This is a genomic window from Citrobacter sp. CK206, from assembly GCF_030333125.1.
Classification (GTDB): domain Bacteria; phylum Pseudomonadota; class Gammaproteobacteria; order Enterobacterales; family Enterobacteriaceae; genus Citrobacter_B; species Citrobacter_B koseri.
Map to the genome: position 1 here is coordinate 58281 of NZ_JAOWGM010000029.1, position 17418 is coordinate 75698.

General features: G+C 54.1%; 18 protein-coding genes and 1 pseudogene. 11 read left to right on the forward strand and 8 right to left on the reverse strand.

Features of this window, described 5'->3' with window-relative positions:
• Together OGX81_RS15055 and OGX81_RS15060 are read left to right on the forward strand one after the other, a co-directional pair.
• On the forward strand, nucleotides 1-861 hold the full coding sequence (locus OGX81_RS15055; RefSeq protein ID WP_104868708.1) for an efflux RND transporter periplasmic adaptor subunit: 861 nt from the start codon (nucleotides 1-3) through the stop codon (nucleotides 859-861).
• Nucleotides 861-2901: pseudogene (locus tag OGX81_RS15060) on the forward strand (FUSC family protein). Before OGX81_RS15055 ends, OGX81_RS15060 begins: the two are co-directional and overlap by 1 nt.
• Here the strand turns inward: OGX81_RS15060 and sodC are convergent.
• The 3 genes from sodC to OGX81_RS15075 form a co-directional block, all read right to left on the reverse strand.
• Entirely contained in the window at nucleotides 2877-3398 is a 522-nt protein-coding gene (gene sodC, locus OGX81_RS15065) for a superoxide dismutase [Cu-Zn] SodC (RefSeq protein WP_012132530.1), read from the reverse strand. The pseudogene OGX81_RS15060 and the gene sodC sit on opposite strands and share 25 nt — an antisense overlap.
• Nucleotides 3399-3477: 79 nt before the next feature.
• Nucleotides 3478-4374, reverse strand: a complete 897-nt coding sequence (locus OGX81_RS15070) for an aldo/keto reductase (protein WP_012132531.1) — start codon at nucleotides 4372-4374, stop codon at nucleotides 3478-3480.
• Between the two features lie 49 nt (nucleotides 4375-4423).
• Nucleotides 4424-4663 carry a DUF1289 domain-containing protein gene (locus OGX81_RS15075; RefSeq protein WP_012132532.1) on the reverse strand — a complete coding sequence of 80 codons (240 nt, stop codon included), beginning with the start codon at nucleotides 4661-4663 and terminating at the stop codon, nucleotides 4424-4426.
• A gap of 101 nt (nucleotides 4664-4764) precedes the next feature.
• Here OGX81_RS15075 and OGX81_RS15080 point away from each other — a divergent pair, with 101 nt between their 5' ends.
• The 4 genes from OGX81_RS15080 (at nucleotide 4765) to rnt (ending at nucleotide 7766) form a co-directional block, all read left to right on the forward strand.
• A complete protein-coding gene (locus OGX81_RS15080; protein WP_047457263.1) occupies nucleotides 4765-5364 on the forward strand; it encodes a TetR/AcrR family transcriptional regulator in 600 nt (199 codons plus the stop codon).
• A gap of 58 nt (nucleotides 5365-5422) precedes the next feature.
• Complete coding sequence (locus OGX81_RS15085) at nucleotides 5423-6520, forward strand: alkene reductase (RefSeq protein ID WP_049008642.1); 1098 nt, start codon at nucleotides 5423-5425, stop codon at nucleotides 6518-6520.
• An 88-nt stretch (nucleotides 6521-6608) separates the two neighbouring features.
• Entirely contained in the window at nucleotides 6609-7016 is a 408-nt protein-coding gene (gene gloA / locus OGX81_RS15090) for a lactoylglutathione lyase (protein ID WP_024130371.1), read from the forward strand.
• 102 nt (nucleotides 7017-7118) lie between these two features.
• Nucleotides 7119-7766 (forward strand): ribonuclease T, encoded by a 648-nt coding sequence (gene rnt, locus OGX81_RS15095; protein ID WP_012132536.1) that lies wholly within the window; start codon nucleotides 7119-7121, stop codon nucleotides 7764-7766.
• 109 nt (nucleotides 7767-7875) lie between these two features.
• On the opposite strand, the gene grxD is transcribed toward rnt, so the two are convergent.
• Nucleotides 7876-8223: a monothiol glutaredoxin 4 gene (gene grxD / locus OGX81_RS15100; protein WP_003832760.1), complete on the reverse strand. Its 348-nt coding sequence runs from the start codon at nucleotides 8221-8223 to the stop codon at nucleotides 7876-7878.
• Nucleotides 8224-8560: 337 nt separating this feature from the next.
• Here grxD and OGX81_RS15105 point away from each other — a divergent pair, with 337 nt between their 5' ends.
• Complete coding sequence (locus OGX81_RS15105; protein ID WP_024130372.1) at nucleotides 8561-9373, forward strand: C40 family peptidase; 813 nt, start codon at nucleotides 8561-8563, stop codon at nucleotides 9371-9373.
• A gap of 125 nt (nucleotides 9374-9498) precedes the next feature.
• Nucleotides 9499-10080: a superoxide dismutase [Fe] gene (gene sodB / locus OGX81_RS15110; RefSeq protein WP_012132540.1), complete on the forward strand. Its 582-nt coding sequence runs from the start codon at nucleotides 9499-9501 to the stop codon at nucleotides 10078-10080.
• Between the two features lie 46 nt (nucleotides 10081-10126).
• Here the strand turns inward: sodB and OGX81_RS15115 are convergent, their stop codons facing one another.
• Nucleotides 10127-11293, reverse strand: coding sequence for an MFS transporter (locus OGX81_RS15115; protein ID WP_012132541.1), 1167 nt, complete (start codon nucleotides 11291-11293; stop codon nucleotides 10127-10129).
• A gap of 174 nt (nucleotides 11294-11467) precedes the next feature.
• Nucleotides 11468-11557, reverse strand: coding sequence for a cytochrome bd-I accessory subunit CydH (gene cydH / locus OGX81_RS15120; protein WP_096753851.1), 90 nt, complete (start codon nucleotides 11555-11557; stop codon nucleotides 11468-11470).
• A 297-nt stretch (nucleotides 11558-11854) separates the two neighbouring features.
• Between cydH and purR the strand changes: the two genes are divergently transcribed.
• A complete protein-coding gene (gene purR / locus OGX81_RS15125; RefSeq protein ID WP_012132544.1) occupies nucleotides 11855-12880 on the forward strand; it encodes an HTH-type transcriptional repressor PurR in 1026 nt (341 codons plus the stop codon).
• Here the strand turns inward: purR and punR are convergent.
• Nucleotides 12877-13809, reverse strand: a complete 933-nt coding sequence (gene punR, locus OGX81_RS15130) for a DNA-binding transcriptional activator PunR (protein ID WP_012132545.1) — start codon at nucleotides 13807-13809, stop codon at nucleotides 12877-12879. The two genes, purR and punR, sit on opposite strands and share 4 nt — an antisense overlap.
• A gap of 112 nt (nucleotides 13810-13921) precedes the next feature.
• Here punR and punC point away from each other — a divergent pair, with 112 nt between their 5' ends.
• Together punC and cfa are read left to right on the forward strand one after the other, a co-directional pair.
• On the forward strand, nucleotides 13922-15127 hold the full coding sequence (gene punC, locus OGX81_RS15135) for a purine nucleoside transporter PunC (RefSeq protein WP_024130373.1): 1206 nt from the start codon (nucleotides 13922-13924) through the stop codon (nucleotides 15125-15127).
• A 290-nt stretch (nucleotides 15128-15417) separates the two neighbouring features.
• Complete coding sequence (cfa, locus tag OGX81_RS15140; protein WP_286487582.1) at nucleotides 15418-16566, forward strand: cyclopropane fatty acyl phospholipid synthase; 1149 nt, start codon at nucleotides 15418-15420, stop codon at nucleotides 16564-16566.
• A 39-nt stretch (nucleotides 16567-16605) separates the two neighbouring features.
• On the opposite strand, the gene OGX81_RS15145 is transcribed toward cfa, so the two are convergent.
• Complete coding sequence (locus OGX81_RS15145; protein WP_012132549.1) at nucleotides 16606-17247, reverse strand: riboflavin synthase; 642 nt, start codon at nucleotides 17245-17247, stop codon at nucleotides 16606-16608.
• Between the last annotated feature and the right edge of the window lie 171 nt (nucleotides 17248-17418).

Here is a 17418-nt window from a genome sequence, read left to right on the forward strand (position 1 = left end):
ATGTCGCTTAAAACAATGAAATACTTTTCAACGATTGTGGTTGCGGCCATCGCGGTTCTGGCCGGTTGGTGGCTATGGAATTACTACATGCAGTCTCCGTGGACACGCGACGGTAAAGTACGGGCGGAACAGGTGAGCATTACGCCTCAGGTCTCCGGCAGCATCACCGAACTCAATATAAAAGATAACCAGTTCGTGAATGCAGGCGATCTGCTCTTTTCTATCGATAAGACCCCTTTTCACATCGCTGAGCTTAATGCGCAGGCAGAATTGGCTAAAGCCCGCTCCGATTTAGCGAAAGCCAATAATGAAGCCAACCGGCGTCGCCATTTATCACAAAATTACATTTCTGCCGAAGATATGGACACCGCAAACCTGAACGTTAAAGCGATGCAGGCCAGCGTCGAAGCGGCGGAAGCGTCATTAAAACAGGCGCAATGGCAATTAGCCCAGACCGACGTTCGCGCGCCGGTCGCGGGCTGGGTGACAAACCTCTCAACGCGCACGGGGGATTACGCCGCCACCGGCCAACCGCTGTTTGCGCTGGTCGACAGCCACTCGTTCTACGTCATGGGATATTTCGAAGAGACGAAACTGCGCCATATTCGCGAAGGCGCTCCGGCGCAGATCACCCTCTACAGCGGCAACGTAAAGTTACAGGGTCACGTTGCCAGTATTGGCCGGGCGATTTATGATCAAAGCGTGGAGAGCGATTCCGGCCTGGTCCCTGACATTAAACCTAACGTTCCCTGGGTTCGTCTGGCGCAGCGCGTGCCGGTGCGTATCGAATTTGATGCGTTACCCCATGATGTCACGCTGGTTTCGGGCACAACATGCAGCGTGGCTATCGGTCAGCGCTAATGAAGCTCCCTCACCTGACCTGGCGCGATACGCCCTGGTTCAAAGCAACCTCTGGGCAATGGCGCTATGCATTGCGCAATACCCTCGCCATGTGCCTGGCGCTGACGTTCGCCTACTACATCAATCTGGATGAGCCATACTGGGCGATGACCTCTGCCGCCGTGGTAAGTTTTCCGACGGTAGGCGGCGTGATCAGTAAAAGTCTGGGGCGTATTGCCGGGAGTTTACTTGGCGCCACCGCCGCGCTCATCATCGCAGGTCACACGCTAAACGAACCCTGGCTCTTTTTATTAAGCATGGCGGCCTGGATTGGCTTTTGCACCTGGGCCTGCGCCCATTTCACCAATAACATCGCCTATGCCTTCCAGCTGGCGGGTTACACGGCCGCCATCATCGCCTTTCCCATGGTCAACATCATCGAGGTCACACAGTTGTGGGATATCGCCCAGGCCAGGGTCTGCGAGGTGATCGTTGGTATTCTTTGCGGCGGCATGATGATGATGATCCTGCCCAGCACCTCTGACGGCACGGCGCTGTTGACCGCGCTGAAAAATATGCACGCACGGCTGCTGGAGCACGCCAGCCTGCTCTGGCAGCCGGAAACCACCGATGCGATACGTTCCGCCCATGAAGGGGTTATCGGCCAAATTCTGACGATGAACCTGCTGCGCATTCAGGCATTCTGGAGTCACTACCGTTTTCGTCGCCAGAACGCGCTGCTTAACGCTCTGCTGCATCAGCAGCTTCGCCTGACCAGCGTCATTTCCAGCCTCCGCAGGATGTTGCTGAACTGGCCCAACCCGCCGGAGCAGACCCGCGATGTGATTGAACAACTGTTGGCCGCGCTGGCTAATCCGCGTACCGACAGTTATACCGTCGCGCGCATTATTGCCCCGCTACATCCGAAAAACCGACAGGATTACCGCCACGTCGCCTTCTGGCAGCGATTGCGCTATTTCTGCCAGCTCTACTTACACAACAGCCATCAGCTACGGTTGCTGGAAAACGGCGCCGCAGTCGATGAGATCAAAGTAACGCACAGCCCCGGTCTGGCTCGCCATACGGACAACGCCGAAGCGATATGGAGCGGATTGCGCACATTTACCACCCTCATGGTGATTGGCGCGTGGAGTATCGGTTCACAATGGGAATCCGGTTCAGGGGCGTTAACGCTGGCGGCCATCAGTTGCGTACTCTATTCCGCCGTCGCCACGCCGTTTAAATCACTCTCTTTATTGATGCGCACGCTGATTCTGCTCTCGTTATTCAGCTTCGTCGTCAAATTCGGTTTGATGGTGCAGATAACCGATCTCTGGCAGTTTTTGCTGTTTCTGTTTCCTTTGCTGGCCACGATGCAACTGCTGAAGCTGCAAATGCCGAAACTCGCCGGACTTTGGGGGCAGTTGATCGTTTTTATGGGATCGTTTATCGCCGTCACCAATCCCCCCGTGTATGACTTTGCTGATTTTCTTAATGACAATACGGCTAAAATTGCCGGGGTCGCGCTGTCGTGGCTGGCGTTTGCGATCCTGCGTCCGGGTTCGGATGCCCGCAAAAGCCGTCGCCATATCCGCGCATTGCGCAGAGATTTTGTCGATCAGCTCAGTCGTCATCCATCACACAGCGAGAATGAGTTTGAATCGCTGACCTATCATCACATCAGTCAACTCAGCAATAGCCAGGATGCGCTGGCGCGACGCTGGCTGTTACGCTGGGGAGTGGTACTGCTGAATTGTTCACATGTGGTGTGGCAACTGCGTGCCTGGGAAACCCGCTCCGACCCGCTTTCGCGCGTCCGGGATATCTGTATTGCCTTGTTGCGCGACGTGATGAGCGAGCGCGGCGTACAGCAACGACCGCTGGCGGCCACGCTCCAGGAGCTACAGCGTATTTGCAACACGCTGTCGCATCATCATCAACCTGCGGCTCAGGAACTGGCGGCGCTCATCTGGCGATTACACTGCTCGCTGTCACAGCTTGAGCAAGCGCCGCCGCAGGGTTCACTGACGTCCTGACTATTTGATGACGCCGCAGGCGTAACGCTCGCCACCACCGCCAAGCGGTTTCGGCTGATCGGACATGTTATCGCCGCCGACGTGGATCATCAGCGCTTTATCTTTGATTTCATCAAGAGATTTCAGGCGCGGCGCAGTAACAGGCGTGGTGGCTATCCCGTCATTATTGACCACCAGCACGGGAAGATCGCCCATATGCCCGGCGCCTTCCGGCCCCTCGTGCTTCCCGGTATTGTGCGGGTCGAAATGCCCGCCCGCCGCCTCTGCCGCCGAGGCTTTACCCTCTTTAATCGCAGGCTGGCAACTGCCGTTAGCATGGATATGAAAACCATGTTCACCCGGCGGCAGCGCTTTCAGATCGGGAGTAAACTCCAGCCCTTTATCCGTTTCGGCAATAGTTACGCTGCCAATCGACTGCCCGACGCCTTGCGAAGTCACCAGATTCATCGTCACTTCTTCACTGGCGGCCTGTGCACCCGCACAGGCCAGCAGGGTTAACATTGCCAGACTCAAACGCTTCATAAGACCTCCGTCAAATGTGTTTACCCGGTTAAGTGTAAACCAGTGACACAATTTTGAACGGAAAGCCGAAAACGGAGCATTACGGCACGTCGTAACCTAGCGCCGCCTTGCGGATACGGAACCATTGCTGACGCGACATCGTCAGAGACTCCGCCTCAATCGCTGCGCGTACGCGCTCAATTTTACCGGAGCCGATAATCGGCAACGGCTGAGACGGCAGGCGTAAAATCCACGCATATACCACCTGCTCAATCGTGGTCGCGTTCAGCTCTTCCGCAATCGCAGCAAGTTCGTTGCGCAGCGGCGCGAATTCATCATCATTAAACAGACGACCGCCGCCAAGACAGGACCACGCCATCGGTCGAATACGCAGTTGCTGTAGCTGATCCAGCGTGCCGTCCAGTAGCAGCGGCTGATGAACCGGTGAAATCTCAACCTGGTTCGTGGCAAGGGTAAACGGCAGACGCGATTGCAGCAGCGTAAACTGGGCCGGGGTAAAGTTAGAGACGCCAAAGTGGCGCACTTTTCCGCTCTGGTGGAGATGCTGGAATGCTTCCGCTACGTCGTCCGCATCCATTAACGGGTCGGGACGATGGATGAGCAGCAGATCAAGACGGTCGGTCGCCAGATTTTTCAGGGACTGTTCAGCGCTGGCGACAATGTGGTCGCGGTCAGTGATGTAATGGCCGAGTACATTTTCAGCCCGGGCGGTCGTGGCGATACCACACTTCGTTACGATCTGCATCCGCTCACGCAGGTGCGGCGCCAGTTTCAACGCTTCGCCAAACGCGGCCTCACATTGATAACCGCCGTAGATATCCGCATGGTCAACGGTCGTGACGCCCAGATCAAGATGCTCTTCAATAAAGCTGACCAGCTGACGCGCAGACATATTCCAGTCCATCAGACGCCAGTAACCCATCACGAAGCGCGAAAATTCCGGGCCTTGCGGGGCAATAGTGATACGCTGAACCATAACCGCTTCCTCATATATAGATGTTTAGCGAGTATACGCAATTACGGTTTCAAAAGAGTGAGGGTTGTTGAGGTTCTTCCTGCGGGTTCGGTTTGTTTGCGCGTAATTTGCGCATAAGACGCTGACGACAAAGCCGCAACACGTCCTGCTTCTCGGCGTCGCTCATTTTTTGCCAGTTGAAACGTTCATCCCGACTGCGCAGACAGCCGCGACAAAATCCGCGCTCATCCGACTGACAGATCCCCCTGCACGGGCTTGGGACGGGAAAAAACTCTAACTGCTCGGCCACACTCTCTCCTCAACGAAAGCACTTATGCTTATTGAAGACGCTAACTGGCTTTCTGGCAACCTGACTTGCATTAGACCGATTGGTCTATTACACTCAGCGGCATGAACAAACAGACTGAACATGACACCCGCGAACATCTTCTGGCTACCGGCGAGCAGCTTTGTATGCAGCGTGGCTTCACCGGAATGGGATTGAGCGAGCTGCTCAAAACCGCCGAAGTGCCGAAGGGGTCGTTTTATCACTATTTTCGTTCCAAAGAAGCGTTTGGCGTCGCCATGCTGGAACGGCATTACGCCGGATATCATCAGCGGCTGGCAACGCATTTTGACGCCGGAGCGGGCAACTACCGTGACCGCATTCTGGCTTACTATCAGGAAACCCTGAATCAGTTTTGCCAGCAAGGCACTATCAGCGGCTGTTTGACCGTAAAGCTGTCCGCCGAAGTGTGCGATCTCTCAGAAGATATGCGCACTGCGATGGACAAAGGCGCGCGGCATATTATTACGCTGTTAGCGCAAGCGTTGGAAAAAGGACGCGAAGCCCGCTGTCTCTCTTTTGCTGGCGAGCCGCTGCAACAGGCGCAGATCCTGTATGCGCTGTGGTTAGGCGCGAATCTGCACGCCAAAATTTCTCGCAGTGCCGCCCCGCTTGAAAGCGCGCTGGCACATGTAAAAACGATTATCGCAACGCCTGCGGCTTAACGGGCGTTTTTATTTTCCTTATCACTAGACGACCGGTCTACTTATACCAGGAGCCATTATGTCATCTGAGAAACTGTTTACCCCGCTGAAAGTGGGCGCAATTACGGCAGCAAACCGTGTGTTCATGGCCCCTCTGACGCGTTTGCGCAGCATTGAACCGGGCGACATTCCCACCCCGTTAATGGCCGAGTATTATCGTCAACGCGCCAGCGCCGGGCTAATCATCAGTGAAGCGACGCAGATCTCCGCACAGGCGAAAGGCTATGCGGGCGCGCCGGGTCTGCACAGCGCGGAACAGATCGAGGCATGGAAAAAAATTACCGCTGGCGTTCATGCCGAACAGGGGCACATTGCTGTTCAACTCTGGCATACCGGTCGAATCTCTCATTCCAGCCTGCAACCCGGTGGCCAGCCTCCCGTCTCCGCGTCTGCGATCGGCGCTGGCACCCGTACCTCGCTGCGCGATGAAAACGGTCAGGCCATTCGTGTCGACACCTCAATGCCGCGCGCGCTGGAAACCGACGAGATCCCAGGCATCGTCAACGATTTCCGTCAGGCTATCGCCAATGCGCGTGAAGCCGGTTTCGACCTGGTAGAACTGCATTCCGCCCATGGCTATCTGCTGCACCAGTTCCTTTCCCCGACGTCAAACCATCGTACTGACCAGTACGGCGGCAGCGTTGAGAACCGCGCGCGTCTGGTGCTGGAAGTCGTCGATGCCGGTATTCAGGAATGGGGGGCAGATCGAATTGGTATCCGTGTTTCCCCTATCGGCACATTCCAGAATGTCGACAATGGCCCGAATGAAGAAGCCGATGCGCTCTATCTGATTGAGGAACTGGGTAAACGCGGCATTGCCTATCTGCACATGTCCGAACCTGACTGGGCTGGCGGCGAACCGTATACTGACGCCTTCCGTGAGAAAGTTCGCGCCCGCTTCCACGGCCCGATCATTGGCGCAGGCGCCTATACGCCAGAAAAAGCGGAAGACTTGCTCAATAAGGGCCTGATAGACGCCGTCGCGTTTGGCCGGGCGTATATCGCTAACCCGGACCTGGTAGCTCGTCTGCAACGCAAAGCAGAACTGAATCCACAACGCGCAGAAAGCTTCTACGGCGGCGGCGCTGAAGGTTACACGGACTATCCTACCCTGTAATCCTGCGTTGGTAGCGGCGTAAAAACGCCGCTATACTAGAACAACATTTTGAATGTATTGACCATTCAGCACTTTTGAGGGGAAAAAGATGCGTTTACTTCATACCATGCTGCGTGTTGGCGACTTGCAGCGTTCCATCGAATTCTACACCAACGTACTGGGCATGAAGCTGCTGCGCACCAGCGAAAACCCGGAATACAAATACTCTCTGGCATTCGTGGGTTACGGCCCGGAAAGCGAAGAAGCGGTGATCGAGTTAACTTACAACTGGGGCGTTGATAAGTACGAGCTGGGCACGGCCTATGGCCATATCGCCCTGAGCGTCGACAATGCTGCCGAAGCCTGCGAGCGCATTCGCCAGAACGGCGGTAACGTCACGCGTGAAGCGGGTCCGGTAAAAGGCGGCTCCACCGTCATCGCGTTTGTTGAAGATCCTGATGGCTACAAAATTGAGCTGATTGAAGCCAAAGACGCCGGTCGCGGTCTGGGCAACTAATCTCCCGCCGGGCGCAGACTCTCTGTGCCCGTTGTTTTACTGCATCTCAGCGTAAAATTTGCCATAATGCGCGCTGCAATTTTTCCGTATTAAGAGACCCAGATGTCCGATAACGCTCAACTTTCCGGTCTGTGCGACCGTTTTCGTGGTTTTTATCCTGTCGTCATTGATGTCGAAACGGCGGGATTCAATGCCAAAACCGATGCGCTGCTTGAGGTTGCCGCCATCACGCTGAAAATGGATGAACAAGGCTGGCTGATGCCGGACACGACGCTGCATTTCCATGTTGAGCCGTTCGAAGGCGCAAACTTACAGCCTGAAGCGCTTGCCTTTAACGGAATCGATCCTTCTAACCCGCTGCGCGGCGCGGTCAGCGAGTACGATGCGCTGCATGCTATTTTCAAAATGGTGCGCAAGGGAATTAAAGACAGCGGTTGCAATCGTGCGATCATGGTCGCCCATAACGCCACGTTCGATCACAGTTTTATGATGGCCGCCGCTGAGCGCGCTTCGCTGAAACGTAACCCCTTCCACCCCTTCGTGACCTTTGACACTGCGGCCCTGAGCGGCCTGGCGCTGGGACAGACCGTACTGTCAAAAGCGTGTCTGGCGGCAGGAATGGAGTTTGATGGAACGCAGGCGCACTCTGCGCTATACGACACCGAACGAACGGCCGTTCTGTTTTGCGAAATCGTTAACCGCTGGAAGCGTCTTGGCGGCTGGCCGTTGCCGGTACCAGAAGAGGCATAATCGTGTCGGGTGGCGATGCCCGCGCGTCCTGATAAGCGATGCGCCATCAGGCAACCGCGTTTTCAGCAAAAAAAAGCGACCATCTGGTCGCTTTTTTATTTCGGCTGAATTACTCAGCGTCAGGCTCTTCGGTTTTGTATTTTGCCGCAGTCTCTTTGATCAACTGCTGCAACTCACCGCGCTGGTACATTTCAATTAAGATATCGCAGCCGCCAACCAGCTCACCGTCCACCCACAGTTGCGGGAAGGTCGGCCAGTTTGCATATTTCGGCAGCTCGGCGCGAATGTCCGGGTTTTGCAGAATATCGACATAGGCAAAACGTTCACCACAGGCAGAAAGCGCCTGAACAGCCTGTGCGGAAAAACCGCAGCTTGGCAGTTTTGGAGAGCCTTTCATGTACAGGAGAATCGGGTTTTCAGCGATCTGGCGCTGGATTTTTTCGATAGTGGTGCTCATTGTCTTGCTTCCTTAAACTTCTTTACGGCAGTAGTCTGACATTGTAGCGGGTCAGGCTGGCAACGGAAAATAACATTTTCATCACGCTTTACTATTTTATCGTCTGAAGCCTGAAGTTGCATTCTAAATATCTCTTATCCACTTAAACAGTATGGAATTGTTTATCTGTTGACCCGTTTCCGCTTTTGTTGCTGCTTTTTTTTGCACTCAATAACGAAACGCGATTTTAGATGACAAAAGCTATTAACTTCCGGGGATTTTATAGATTAGAATCGATGCGTTTTGTAAATCATACGCAGGCATGAATTCGACCTGCCCTTAACCAGAGGATTGCTCAGTGGCGCGGATAAACCGGATCTCGATCACGCTCTGTGCTTTGCTTTTTACCACGCTCCCTTTTACGTCAATGGCGCATGCCTCCCGGCAAGCCAGGGCGACGCCTGCCGCGCATGTCACGAAAACGGCAGATAAGCAGAAGAACACCGCGACCAGCAAGAAAAAAACGAAGACTGCAAAAAAAGCCGTGAGTAAAACCCAAAGTAAAACGGCCTCCACATCGAAAAAACGCATTGCCTCCCCTGCGAAAACCAGCAAAACTGCAAGCCGTCGTAGCAAACCCGCCACCACACAAACCGCCGCCGTAACCTGGACGGAAAAATGTACGCCGCGCAAGGGTCGTAAGCCGCATTGTGTCAAAGTAAAAGGCGCCCCGCTTGCCATTGCCGATGCGCATAAAGCGAAAATGCAGAAAGCCACCAACACGGCGATGAATAAATTAATGAATCAGATTGGCAAACCGTATCGTTGGGGCGGAACGTCTCCACGAACCGGTTTTGATTGCAGCGGTCTGGTTTATTACGCGTATAAGGATCTGGTGAAATTCCGCATCCCGCGTACTGCAAATGAAATGTATCATTTGCGTGATGCCGCGCCGATTGAACGTGGCGAACTGAAAAATGGCGATCTCGTGTTCTTCCGTACTCAGGGTCGCGGTACTGCCGATCACGTTGGCGTTTACGTTGGCAACGGCAAATTTATTCAGTCTCCGCGCAGCGGTCAGGAAATACAGATTACCTCTCTTAGCGAAGATTACTGGCAGCGCCATTACGTGGGCGCACGCCGGGTCATGACGCCGAAAACCATTCGATAAAACGTTACCCTGTAGTATGGCTACAGGGTAAGTTCTTCTTTTGTATCACCTTTCAATTTGCTACCCTATCCTTACGTACAATAAGGTTATTGTGCGCACCTAATATAAATATAAGGAGAGAAGCAATGTCGTTTGAATTACCTGCATTACCGTATGCCAAAGATGCTCTTGCACCGCACATTTCTGCTGAGACGCTGGAATATCATTACGGCAAACATCATCAGACCTATGTGACCAACCTTAACAACCTGATCAAAGGCACGCCGTTTGAGGGGAAATCACTGGAAGAGATCGTTCGCAGCGCTGAAGGCGGCGTCTTCAATAACGCGGCCCAGGTCTGGAACCACACCTTCTACTGGAACTGCCTGGCGCCAGATGCTGGCGGCGAACCAACGGGTAAACTGGCTGACGCCATTGTCGCGTCCTTCGGCAGCGTTGCCGATTTCAAAGCGCAGTTCACCGACGCCGCAATTAAGAACTTCGGTTCCGGCTGGACCTGGCTGGTGAAAGGGACGGATGGGAAACTGGCTATCGTCTCTACGTCGAATGCCGGTACGCCGCTGACCACCGACGCCACGCCGTTGATGACCGTTGATGTGTGGGAACATGCCTACTATATCGACTACCGCAATGCCCGTCCTGGCTACCTGGAGCACTTCTGGGCGCTGGTAAACTGGGACTTTGTGGCGAAAAACTTCGCGGCATAAAGAGAATAACGCAGAAGGGAGTCCCTTCTGCGTTTTAATGCTGCGCTTAGTTCGCCACGCAAACGTCTTCAGGCTGTCTGCGCGCAGAGACAAAGACCAGCAACAGCGCAAGCCCTGCCACAATCGCCCCCATCACCGGTACGAAACTGTAGCCCAAACCACCGGAAATCACTGCGCCCCCCGCCGCTGCGCCAAGCGCATTACCGAGATTAAAGGCACCGATATTGACCGATGAAGAGAGACCTGGCGCTTCACTGGCAACCCGCATGACGCGCATTTGTAAAGGCGGAACCACCGCGAATGTCGCCGCCCCCCATACCACCATGCTGATAGCGGCGCCCACTTCGTTGCGCGCCAGGAACGGGATCGCCAGCATAATCACCATCAGCAGCAGCAAAAATCCTTTCAGGGTGCCGTTAACCGAACGATCCGCCAGTTTTCCACCCAGGTAGTTGCCGATAGAAAAGCCAACGCCAATCAGTACCAGCATACCGGTAACGAAAGCAGGCGTTGCATGCGTAATGCTGTGCAGCACCGGGGCGATATAGGTATAGAGCGTAAACATCGCGCCTGCGCCCAGAACGGTGGTCAGTAATGCCGATAACACTTGTGGTCGCAACAGCACCGCCAGCTCTTTGCGCACCTCAGGGCGCTCTCCCGCACCGCCTTTCGGCAACGAGAAAAAGAGGCTAATCATTGAAATTACGCCCAGCCCCGCCGTCGCCATGAAGGACATGCGCCAGCCAATGGTTTCCCCCAGCCAGGTCGCCGCAGGAACACCGCCAATATTGGCGATCGTCAGCCCCATAAACATGGTGGCGACCGCGCTGGCCTGTTTATGTTTGGGTACGACGCTGGCCGCCACCACCGACCCCAGACCGAAGAAAGCGCCGTGATTCAGGCTGGTCAGAATCCGCGACAGCATCAACGTAGTGTAATCCGGCGAGATGGCCGACAGCACATTTCCGAGGGTAAAAATCGCCATCAAAAAAATAAGCGCATTACGACGTGCGCGATGGGAAAGCAGCAGCGTCATCAACGGCGCGCCGACCATCACACCAACGGCATACGCGCTGATTAGCATTCCGGCCGCAGGAATCGAGACATCCACGCCGCGAGCGATAACGGGCAACAAGCCCATAGGAGAGAACTCGGTGGTTCCAATACCAAATGCGCCAATTGCCAGCGCCAGTAAGGGATAATTTATTTTCATACATCGACTCCGCAGCTTCGTGCCGTCACGAGGCACGCAAAAGAGTCAAAAGCATGACATCAATCACAAAACTAATAAAGTAAGCAAAATAGCAAAAGACTTTTACGATTTGGTTAAAAATGAGGAAGAAGAGAGAGGAAAGACAGAGGGAGAATGCTCTCCCTCAGAGGTAAATCAGTTCAGTGCGGCAGTCAGACCGCCCGCGACAATCAGGCCCAGCACAATAATGGTGGTCACTAACGAAAATTTCAGATCGGTGCTCATCAAGTTTTCTCCTTTTTATTCCCACACAAAAAGTGATATTGCGCATTTTTACACACTTGAATGCAAAAATCTCCCATGATTTATATTGATAAGCGCTTTTAACTCTTCCCCTTTTCGTCAAGATCAGACAAAATTCCACGCTTACTTGATTAGCGTACCGGCCATTGCCCCCTTCCTGATGTTCCGTGTCGTTTTCCCGGCGTGCCGCAACCCTGACGTTGCGATCAAGGTGTGTAAAGGCAAACGTTTACTTACAGTATTTTCAGGAGTTCAGGATATGGTCTGGAGTGAGATGTAATGGCAACAATTAAAGATGTGGCGAAGCGAGCAAACGTTTCCACTACAACCGTATCACACGTAATTAACAAAACGCGCTTCGTTGCGGAAGAGACGCGCAACGCGGTATGGGCAGCCATTAAAGAGCTGCACTACTCTCCCAGCGCGGTTGCCCGCAGCCTGAAGGTTAACCACACCAAATCGATTGGTTTGCTGGCGACCAGCAGCGAAGCCGCCTATTTTGCTGAAATTATCGAAGCCGTTGAAAAGAACTGCTTCCAGAAAGGATATACGCTGATTCTGGGCAACGCCTGGAACAACCTGGAAAAGCAGCGCGCGTACCTCTCCATGATGGCGCAAAAGCGCGTGGATGGCCTGCTGGTCATGTGTTCCGAATACCCTGAGTCCCTGCTCTCTATGCTTGAAGAGTATCGCCATATCCCGATGGTGGTGATGGACTGGGGCGAAGCCAAAGCGGACTTTACCGATACGGTCATTGATAACGCCTTTGCAGGCGGCTATATGGCCGGTCGTTATCTGGTTGAACGCGGGCACCGTGAAATTGGCGTGATCCCTGGCCCAATGGAACGCAACACCGGCGCAGGTCGTCTGGCTGGCTTTATGAAAGCGATGGAAGAAGCGCTGATAAACGTGCCGGAAAACTGGATCGTTCAGGGTGATTTCGAGCCGGAATCAGGCTACCGCGCGATGCAGCAAATGATCTCCCAGTCTCACCGCCCGACGGCCGTATTCTGCGGTGGCGACATTATGGCGATGGGCGCGTTGTGCGCCGCTGACGAGATGGGGCTGCGCGTACCGCAGGATATCTCGGTCATCGGCTACGACAACGTGCGCAACGCGCGTTACTTTACGCCTGCGCTGACGACGATTCACCAGCCGAAAGATTCTCTGGGTGAAACGGCCTTCAATATGCTGCTTGACCGTATCGTCAATAAACGCGAAGAGTCGCAGTCCATTGAGGTGCATCCGCGTCTGATTGAGCGTCGCTCTGTCGCCGATGGCCCGTTCCGCGACTATCGCCGTTAATCCCCTTCTGCGGGAGCCTCTTCCGGCTCCCGTAACCACTCTTTATTCAGCGTTTCGCTGTCGCCCAGATAGTCCAGTAGCCAGGCCAGCGCGGGTGACGTGTCGTTCTGCTGCCACGTCAGACAGCACGCCGCATCAGGAAACGGATTCTCAAGCTGTAGCGCCACCCATTTCCCGCTGTCGATCCACGGCTTAGCAAAGTGGGTCGGCACCATTCCCACACACAGTCCCGCTGAGAGGCAGGTCGCTGAAGATTCCCAGTCAGGCACCACCACGCGTTTTTGGTTATCCAGCAGCCAGGTGATGCGCTTCGGAAGCGTACGCGAGGTATCCTCCCGGACCAGCGACGGCCAGTTGCGCAACGTGTCGTCACTGAGCGGGCCAGCCATTGACGCCAGCGGATGATGGCGGGCGACCACGCAGCTCCAGCTCAGCATCCCCATATCGCGAAAGGTGTAGCGTCCTCCAACCGGAATGGCCTGCGTCGCGCCGATAGCCAGCTCCACGCGCCCGTCCGACAGCGCATCCCAGACGCCGTTAAATACCTCCTGAAAGACCAGCAATTCCACATCATCAAAATGACGATAAAAATCAACAATCATCTGCCGGGTGCGCTCCGGCTTAACAATATTGTCGACCGCAATCGCCAGTTGACCCCGCCAGCCGTTGGCGATCTGCTGGCATTGCTGTCGGGTGATCTGCATTTTTTTGATAACAGAGCGCCCTTCCTTTAAAAACCATGCCCCGGCGGGGGTCAGTTCAACATCCCGATGGCGTCGTTCGAAAAGCGGCACCGCCAGCCACTCCTCCAGTTGACGGACGGTGTAGCTCACCGCAGAAGGCACGCGGTGCAACTCCTGCGCCGCAGAACTAAAGCTGCCATTACGGGCAACGGCATCAACCACTTCGAGTGAATATTCTGACCACATATTCTGCCTGCAAAAATTTTGAATCCAGTGGCCAAATATTAGCGTTTCACAAGCAGAATTTCACTCCCTACACTCAGCGGCAATGTCTTACTTCTGGAAAAGAGAAACAATTATGCAACCCGGAAAAGGTTTTTTAGTCTGGCTGGCGGGTCTCAGCGTGCTGGGCTTTCTGGCAACAGATATGTATCTGCCCGCGTTCGCGGCAATTCAGGCCGACCTGCAAACACCGGCGGCGGCTGTCAGCGCCAGCCTCAGTCTGTTCCTGGCCGGTTTCGCCGTCGCGCAACTGCTGTGGGGGCCGCTGTCAGACCGCTACGGGCGTAAACCCATTTTGCTGCTGGGTCTCTCCATCTTTGCGCTGGGCAGTCTGGGGATGATGTGGGTCGAAAGCGCTACCGGGCTGCTGGTATTGCGTTTTATTCAGGCGGTGGGGGTTTGTGCCGCTACGGTGATCTGGCAGGCGCTGGTGACGGATTATTATCCAACGCAAAAAATTAATCGCATCTTCGCCACCATTATGCCGCTGGTCGGTTTATCGCCCGCCCTTGCGCCTTTACTCGGCAGTTGGATCCTGACGCATTTTTCCTGGCAGGCCATTTTTGCCACGCTGTTCATCATTACGCTGATATTGATGCTGCCCGCCTTACGCTTAAAGCCAACAACAAAAGCACATGACCACAGCCAGGAAAAACTGACCTTCGCCAGCCTGCTGCGTTCACAAACTTATCGCGGCAACGTCCTGATTTACGCCGCCTGCTCCGCCAGCTTTTTTGCCTGGCTGACGGGTTCCCCGTTTATCCTCAGCGAAATGGGCTATAGCCCGGCGGTAATTGGCCTGAGTTATGTACCGCAGACCATCGCGTTCCTGGTGGGCGGTTACGGTTGCCGCGCGGCGCTGCAAAAATGGCAGGGTCAACAGCTGTTGCCCTGGTTACTGGTTCTCTATGCGCTGAGCGTGGTCGCCACCTGGGGCGCCAGCTTCATCAGCCATGTTTCGCTGACGGAGATCCTGATTCCATTCTGTGTGATGGCTATCGCGAACGGCGCGATCTACCCTATCGTGGTCGCCCAGGCGCTGCGCCCCTTCCCGCAAGCGACCGGACGCGCAGCAGCCTTACAGAACACGCTGCAACTGGGTCTGTGTTTCCTGGCAAGCCTGGTCGTTTCGTGGCTGATCAGTACGCCGCTGCTTACCACCACCAGCGTAATGCTGTCGACGGTGGCTCTGGCGGCGCTGGGATACTGGCTGCAACTTCAGGCGCAGGAACCGGCCGCGCGCGCAGCAAACACCGAAGTTGCGCACAGCGAATCTCACTAAAAATGTTCAACAACAGGTAATTAGCTCGCTAACAATTTTCGGTTGTATCATCGAATTTTGAGGCCTATACTAAATTTCGGTTGTTAATATTACGATAATTATTATGCGTTAACGGGAACCGGAGCGTTCCCGTTTCACCACGGATGGCCTTTTCGGTAAGGGTTCCTCCCTTCCTCTGTTCTACGTCGGATAATAGACTCGCGGAATTATTCCGTGAGATTTCTCACAAAGCCCAAAAAGCGTCTACGCTGTTTTAAGGTTCTGATCACCGACCAAGTGATGGAGAAGCTATGAGTTCATCGTGTATAGAAGAAGTCAGCGTACCAGATGATGACTGGTATCGTATCACCAACGAATTGCTGGGCCGTGCGGGTATCGCCATCAATGGCACTGCCCCAGCGGATATTCGTGTTAAAAACCCCGATTTTTTCAAACGTGTATTACAGGAAGGATCGCTGGGGTTAGGTGAAAGTTATATGGATGGCTGGTGGGAATGCGACCGACTGGACATGTTTTTTAGTAAAGTCTTACGAGCCGGGCTCGAAAACCAACTCCCCCACCATTTCAAAGATACGCTGCGTATCGCGGGCGCACGCCTGTTCAACTTACAAAGTAAAAAACGCGCCTGGATAGTCGGGAAAGAACATTACGATCTCGGCAACGATCTTTTCTCCCGCATGCTCGACCCATATATGCAATATTCCTGCGCTTACTGGAAAGATGCCGACACACTGGAATCCGCCCAGCAAGCGAAGCTGAAGCTCATTTGTGAAAAATTACAGTTGCAGCCGGGTATGCGCGTGCTGGATATCGGATGCGGCTGGGGTGGCTTGTCCCAGTTTATGGCGTCCAATTATGACGTCAGCGTCGTTGGCGTCACGATTTCCACCGAGCAGCAAAAGATGGCCCAGGAACGTTGCGCAGGGCTGGACGTTTCTATTCGGCTACAGGATTACCGCGACCTTAACGATCAGTTTGATCGCATTGTGTCCGTTGGTATGTTTGAACACGTCGGGCCGAAGAACTATAAAACCTATTTTGAAGTGGTCGACCGTAATTTGAAACCGGACGGTATTTTCCTGCTCCACACTATCGGTTCCAAAAAGACGGATAATAATGTCGATCCGTGGATCAATAAGTATATTTTTCCGAACGGGTGCCTGCCGTCTGTTCGCCAGATTGCGAATGCCAGCGAATCGCATTTCGTGATGGAAGACTGGCACAACTTTGGCGCAGATTACGACACCACCCTGATGGCCTGGTATTCTCGCTTTATCAACGGCTGGCCGGAAATTGCAGATAATTACACCGAACGGTTTAAACGCATGTTCAGTTATTATCTGAATGCATGCGCCGGGGCGTTTCGCGCCCGTGATATACAGCTATGGCAGGTGGTTTTTTCTCGCGGCGTCGAACACGGCCTGCGTATTCCCCGCTAATCCTGATAACCCCCGCGCTGCGGGGGTTTTTACGTCGGGTTACGCGTCGCCTGCATGCAGATTCGCCGCGCTTTCCCGTGCCGCCAGCACGCGCTCGACGGTGTCAACAACCGCCTGGGTTTGCGGATCAATTTCGATATTAACGCGAGCGCCCAGTTTTTTCTTACCCAGCGTGGTGCGTTCCAGCGTCTCCGGGATCAGATGAACGCAAAAACGCGTTGGCGTCACTTCCCCTACCGTCAGACTGATGCCATCGATGCCGATGAATCCCTTATACAGGATATATTTCATCAGCTGCGGGTCCTGAACTTTAAACCAGACCTGACGATTATTCTCAGAGGTCAGAATTTTCGAAATTTCAGCCGTGGTCATAATGTGACCCGACATTAAATGCCCGCCAATCTCATCGCTGAATTTCGCCGCACGCTCCACGTTAACGAGATCGCCGACGCTCAGATCGCCAAGATTGGTAATGCGTAACGTCTCTTTCATCAGGTCAAAGCTGATCTGATTACCGTTTATTTCAGTGACGGTCAGGCAACAGCCGTTGTGCGCCACCGATGCGCCCGTCTCCAGCGCGTCCAGCATGTGTTCAGGTAATTCCACGACATGCGTGCGGAAATTCGGTTTTTCATCAATCGACACCAGTTTCGCGGTGCCCTGCACAATACCTGTAAACATACCTGCAACTCCTGAAATCAGTTAATACATCTCTGCCCAGCACAATAGCAGGTGGAAAATCAGGTTGCCAGCAAAGCGCTAAAAGCACCTGTTTTTTCACTGGAGAATTACGTATTCCTCGCTACAATAGACTGAAATTTCCCCTGCATTTTCTTCTTGCTGCCATTTAAG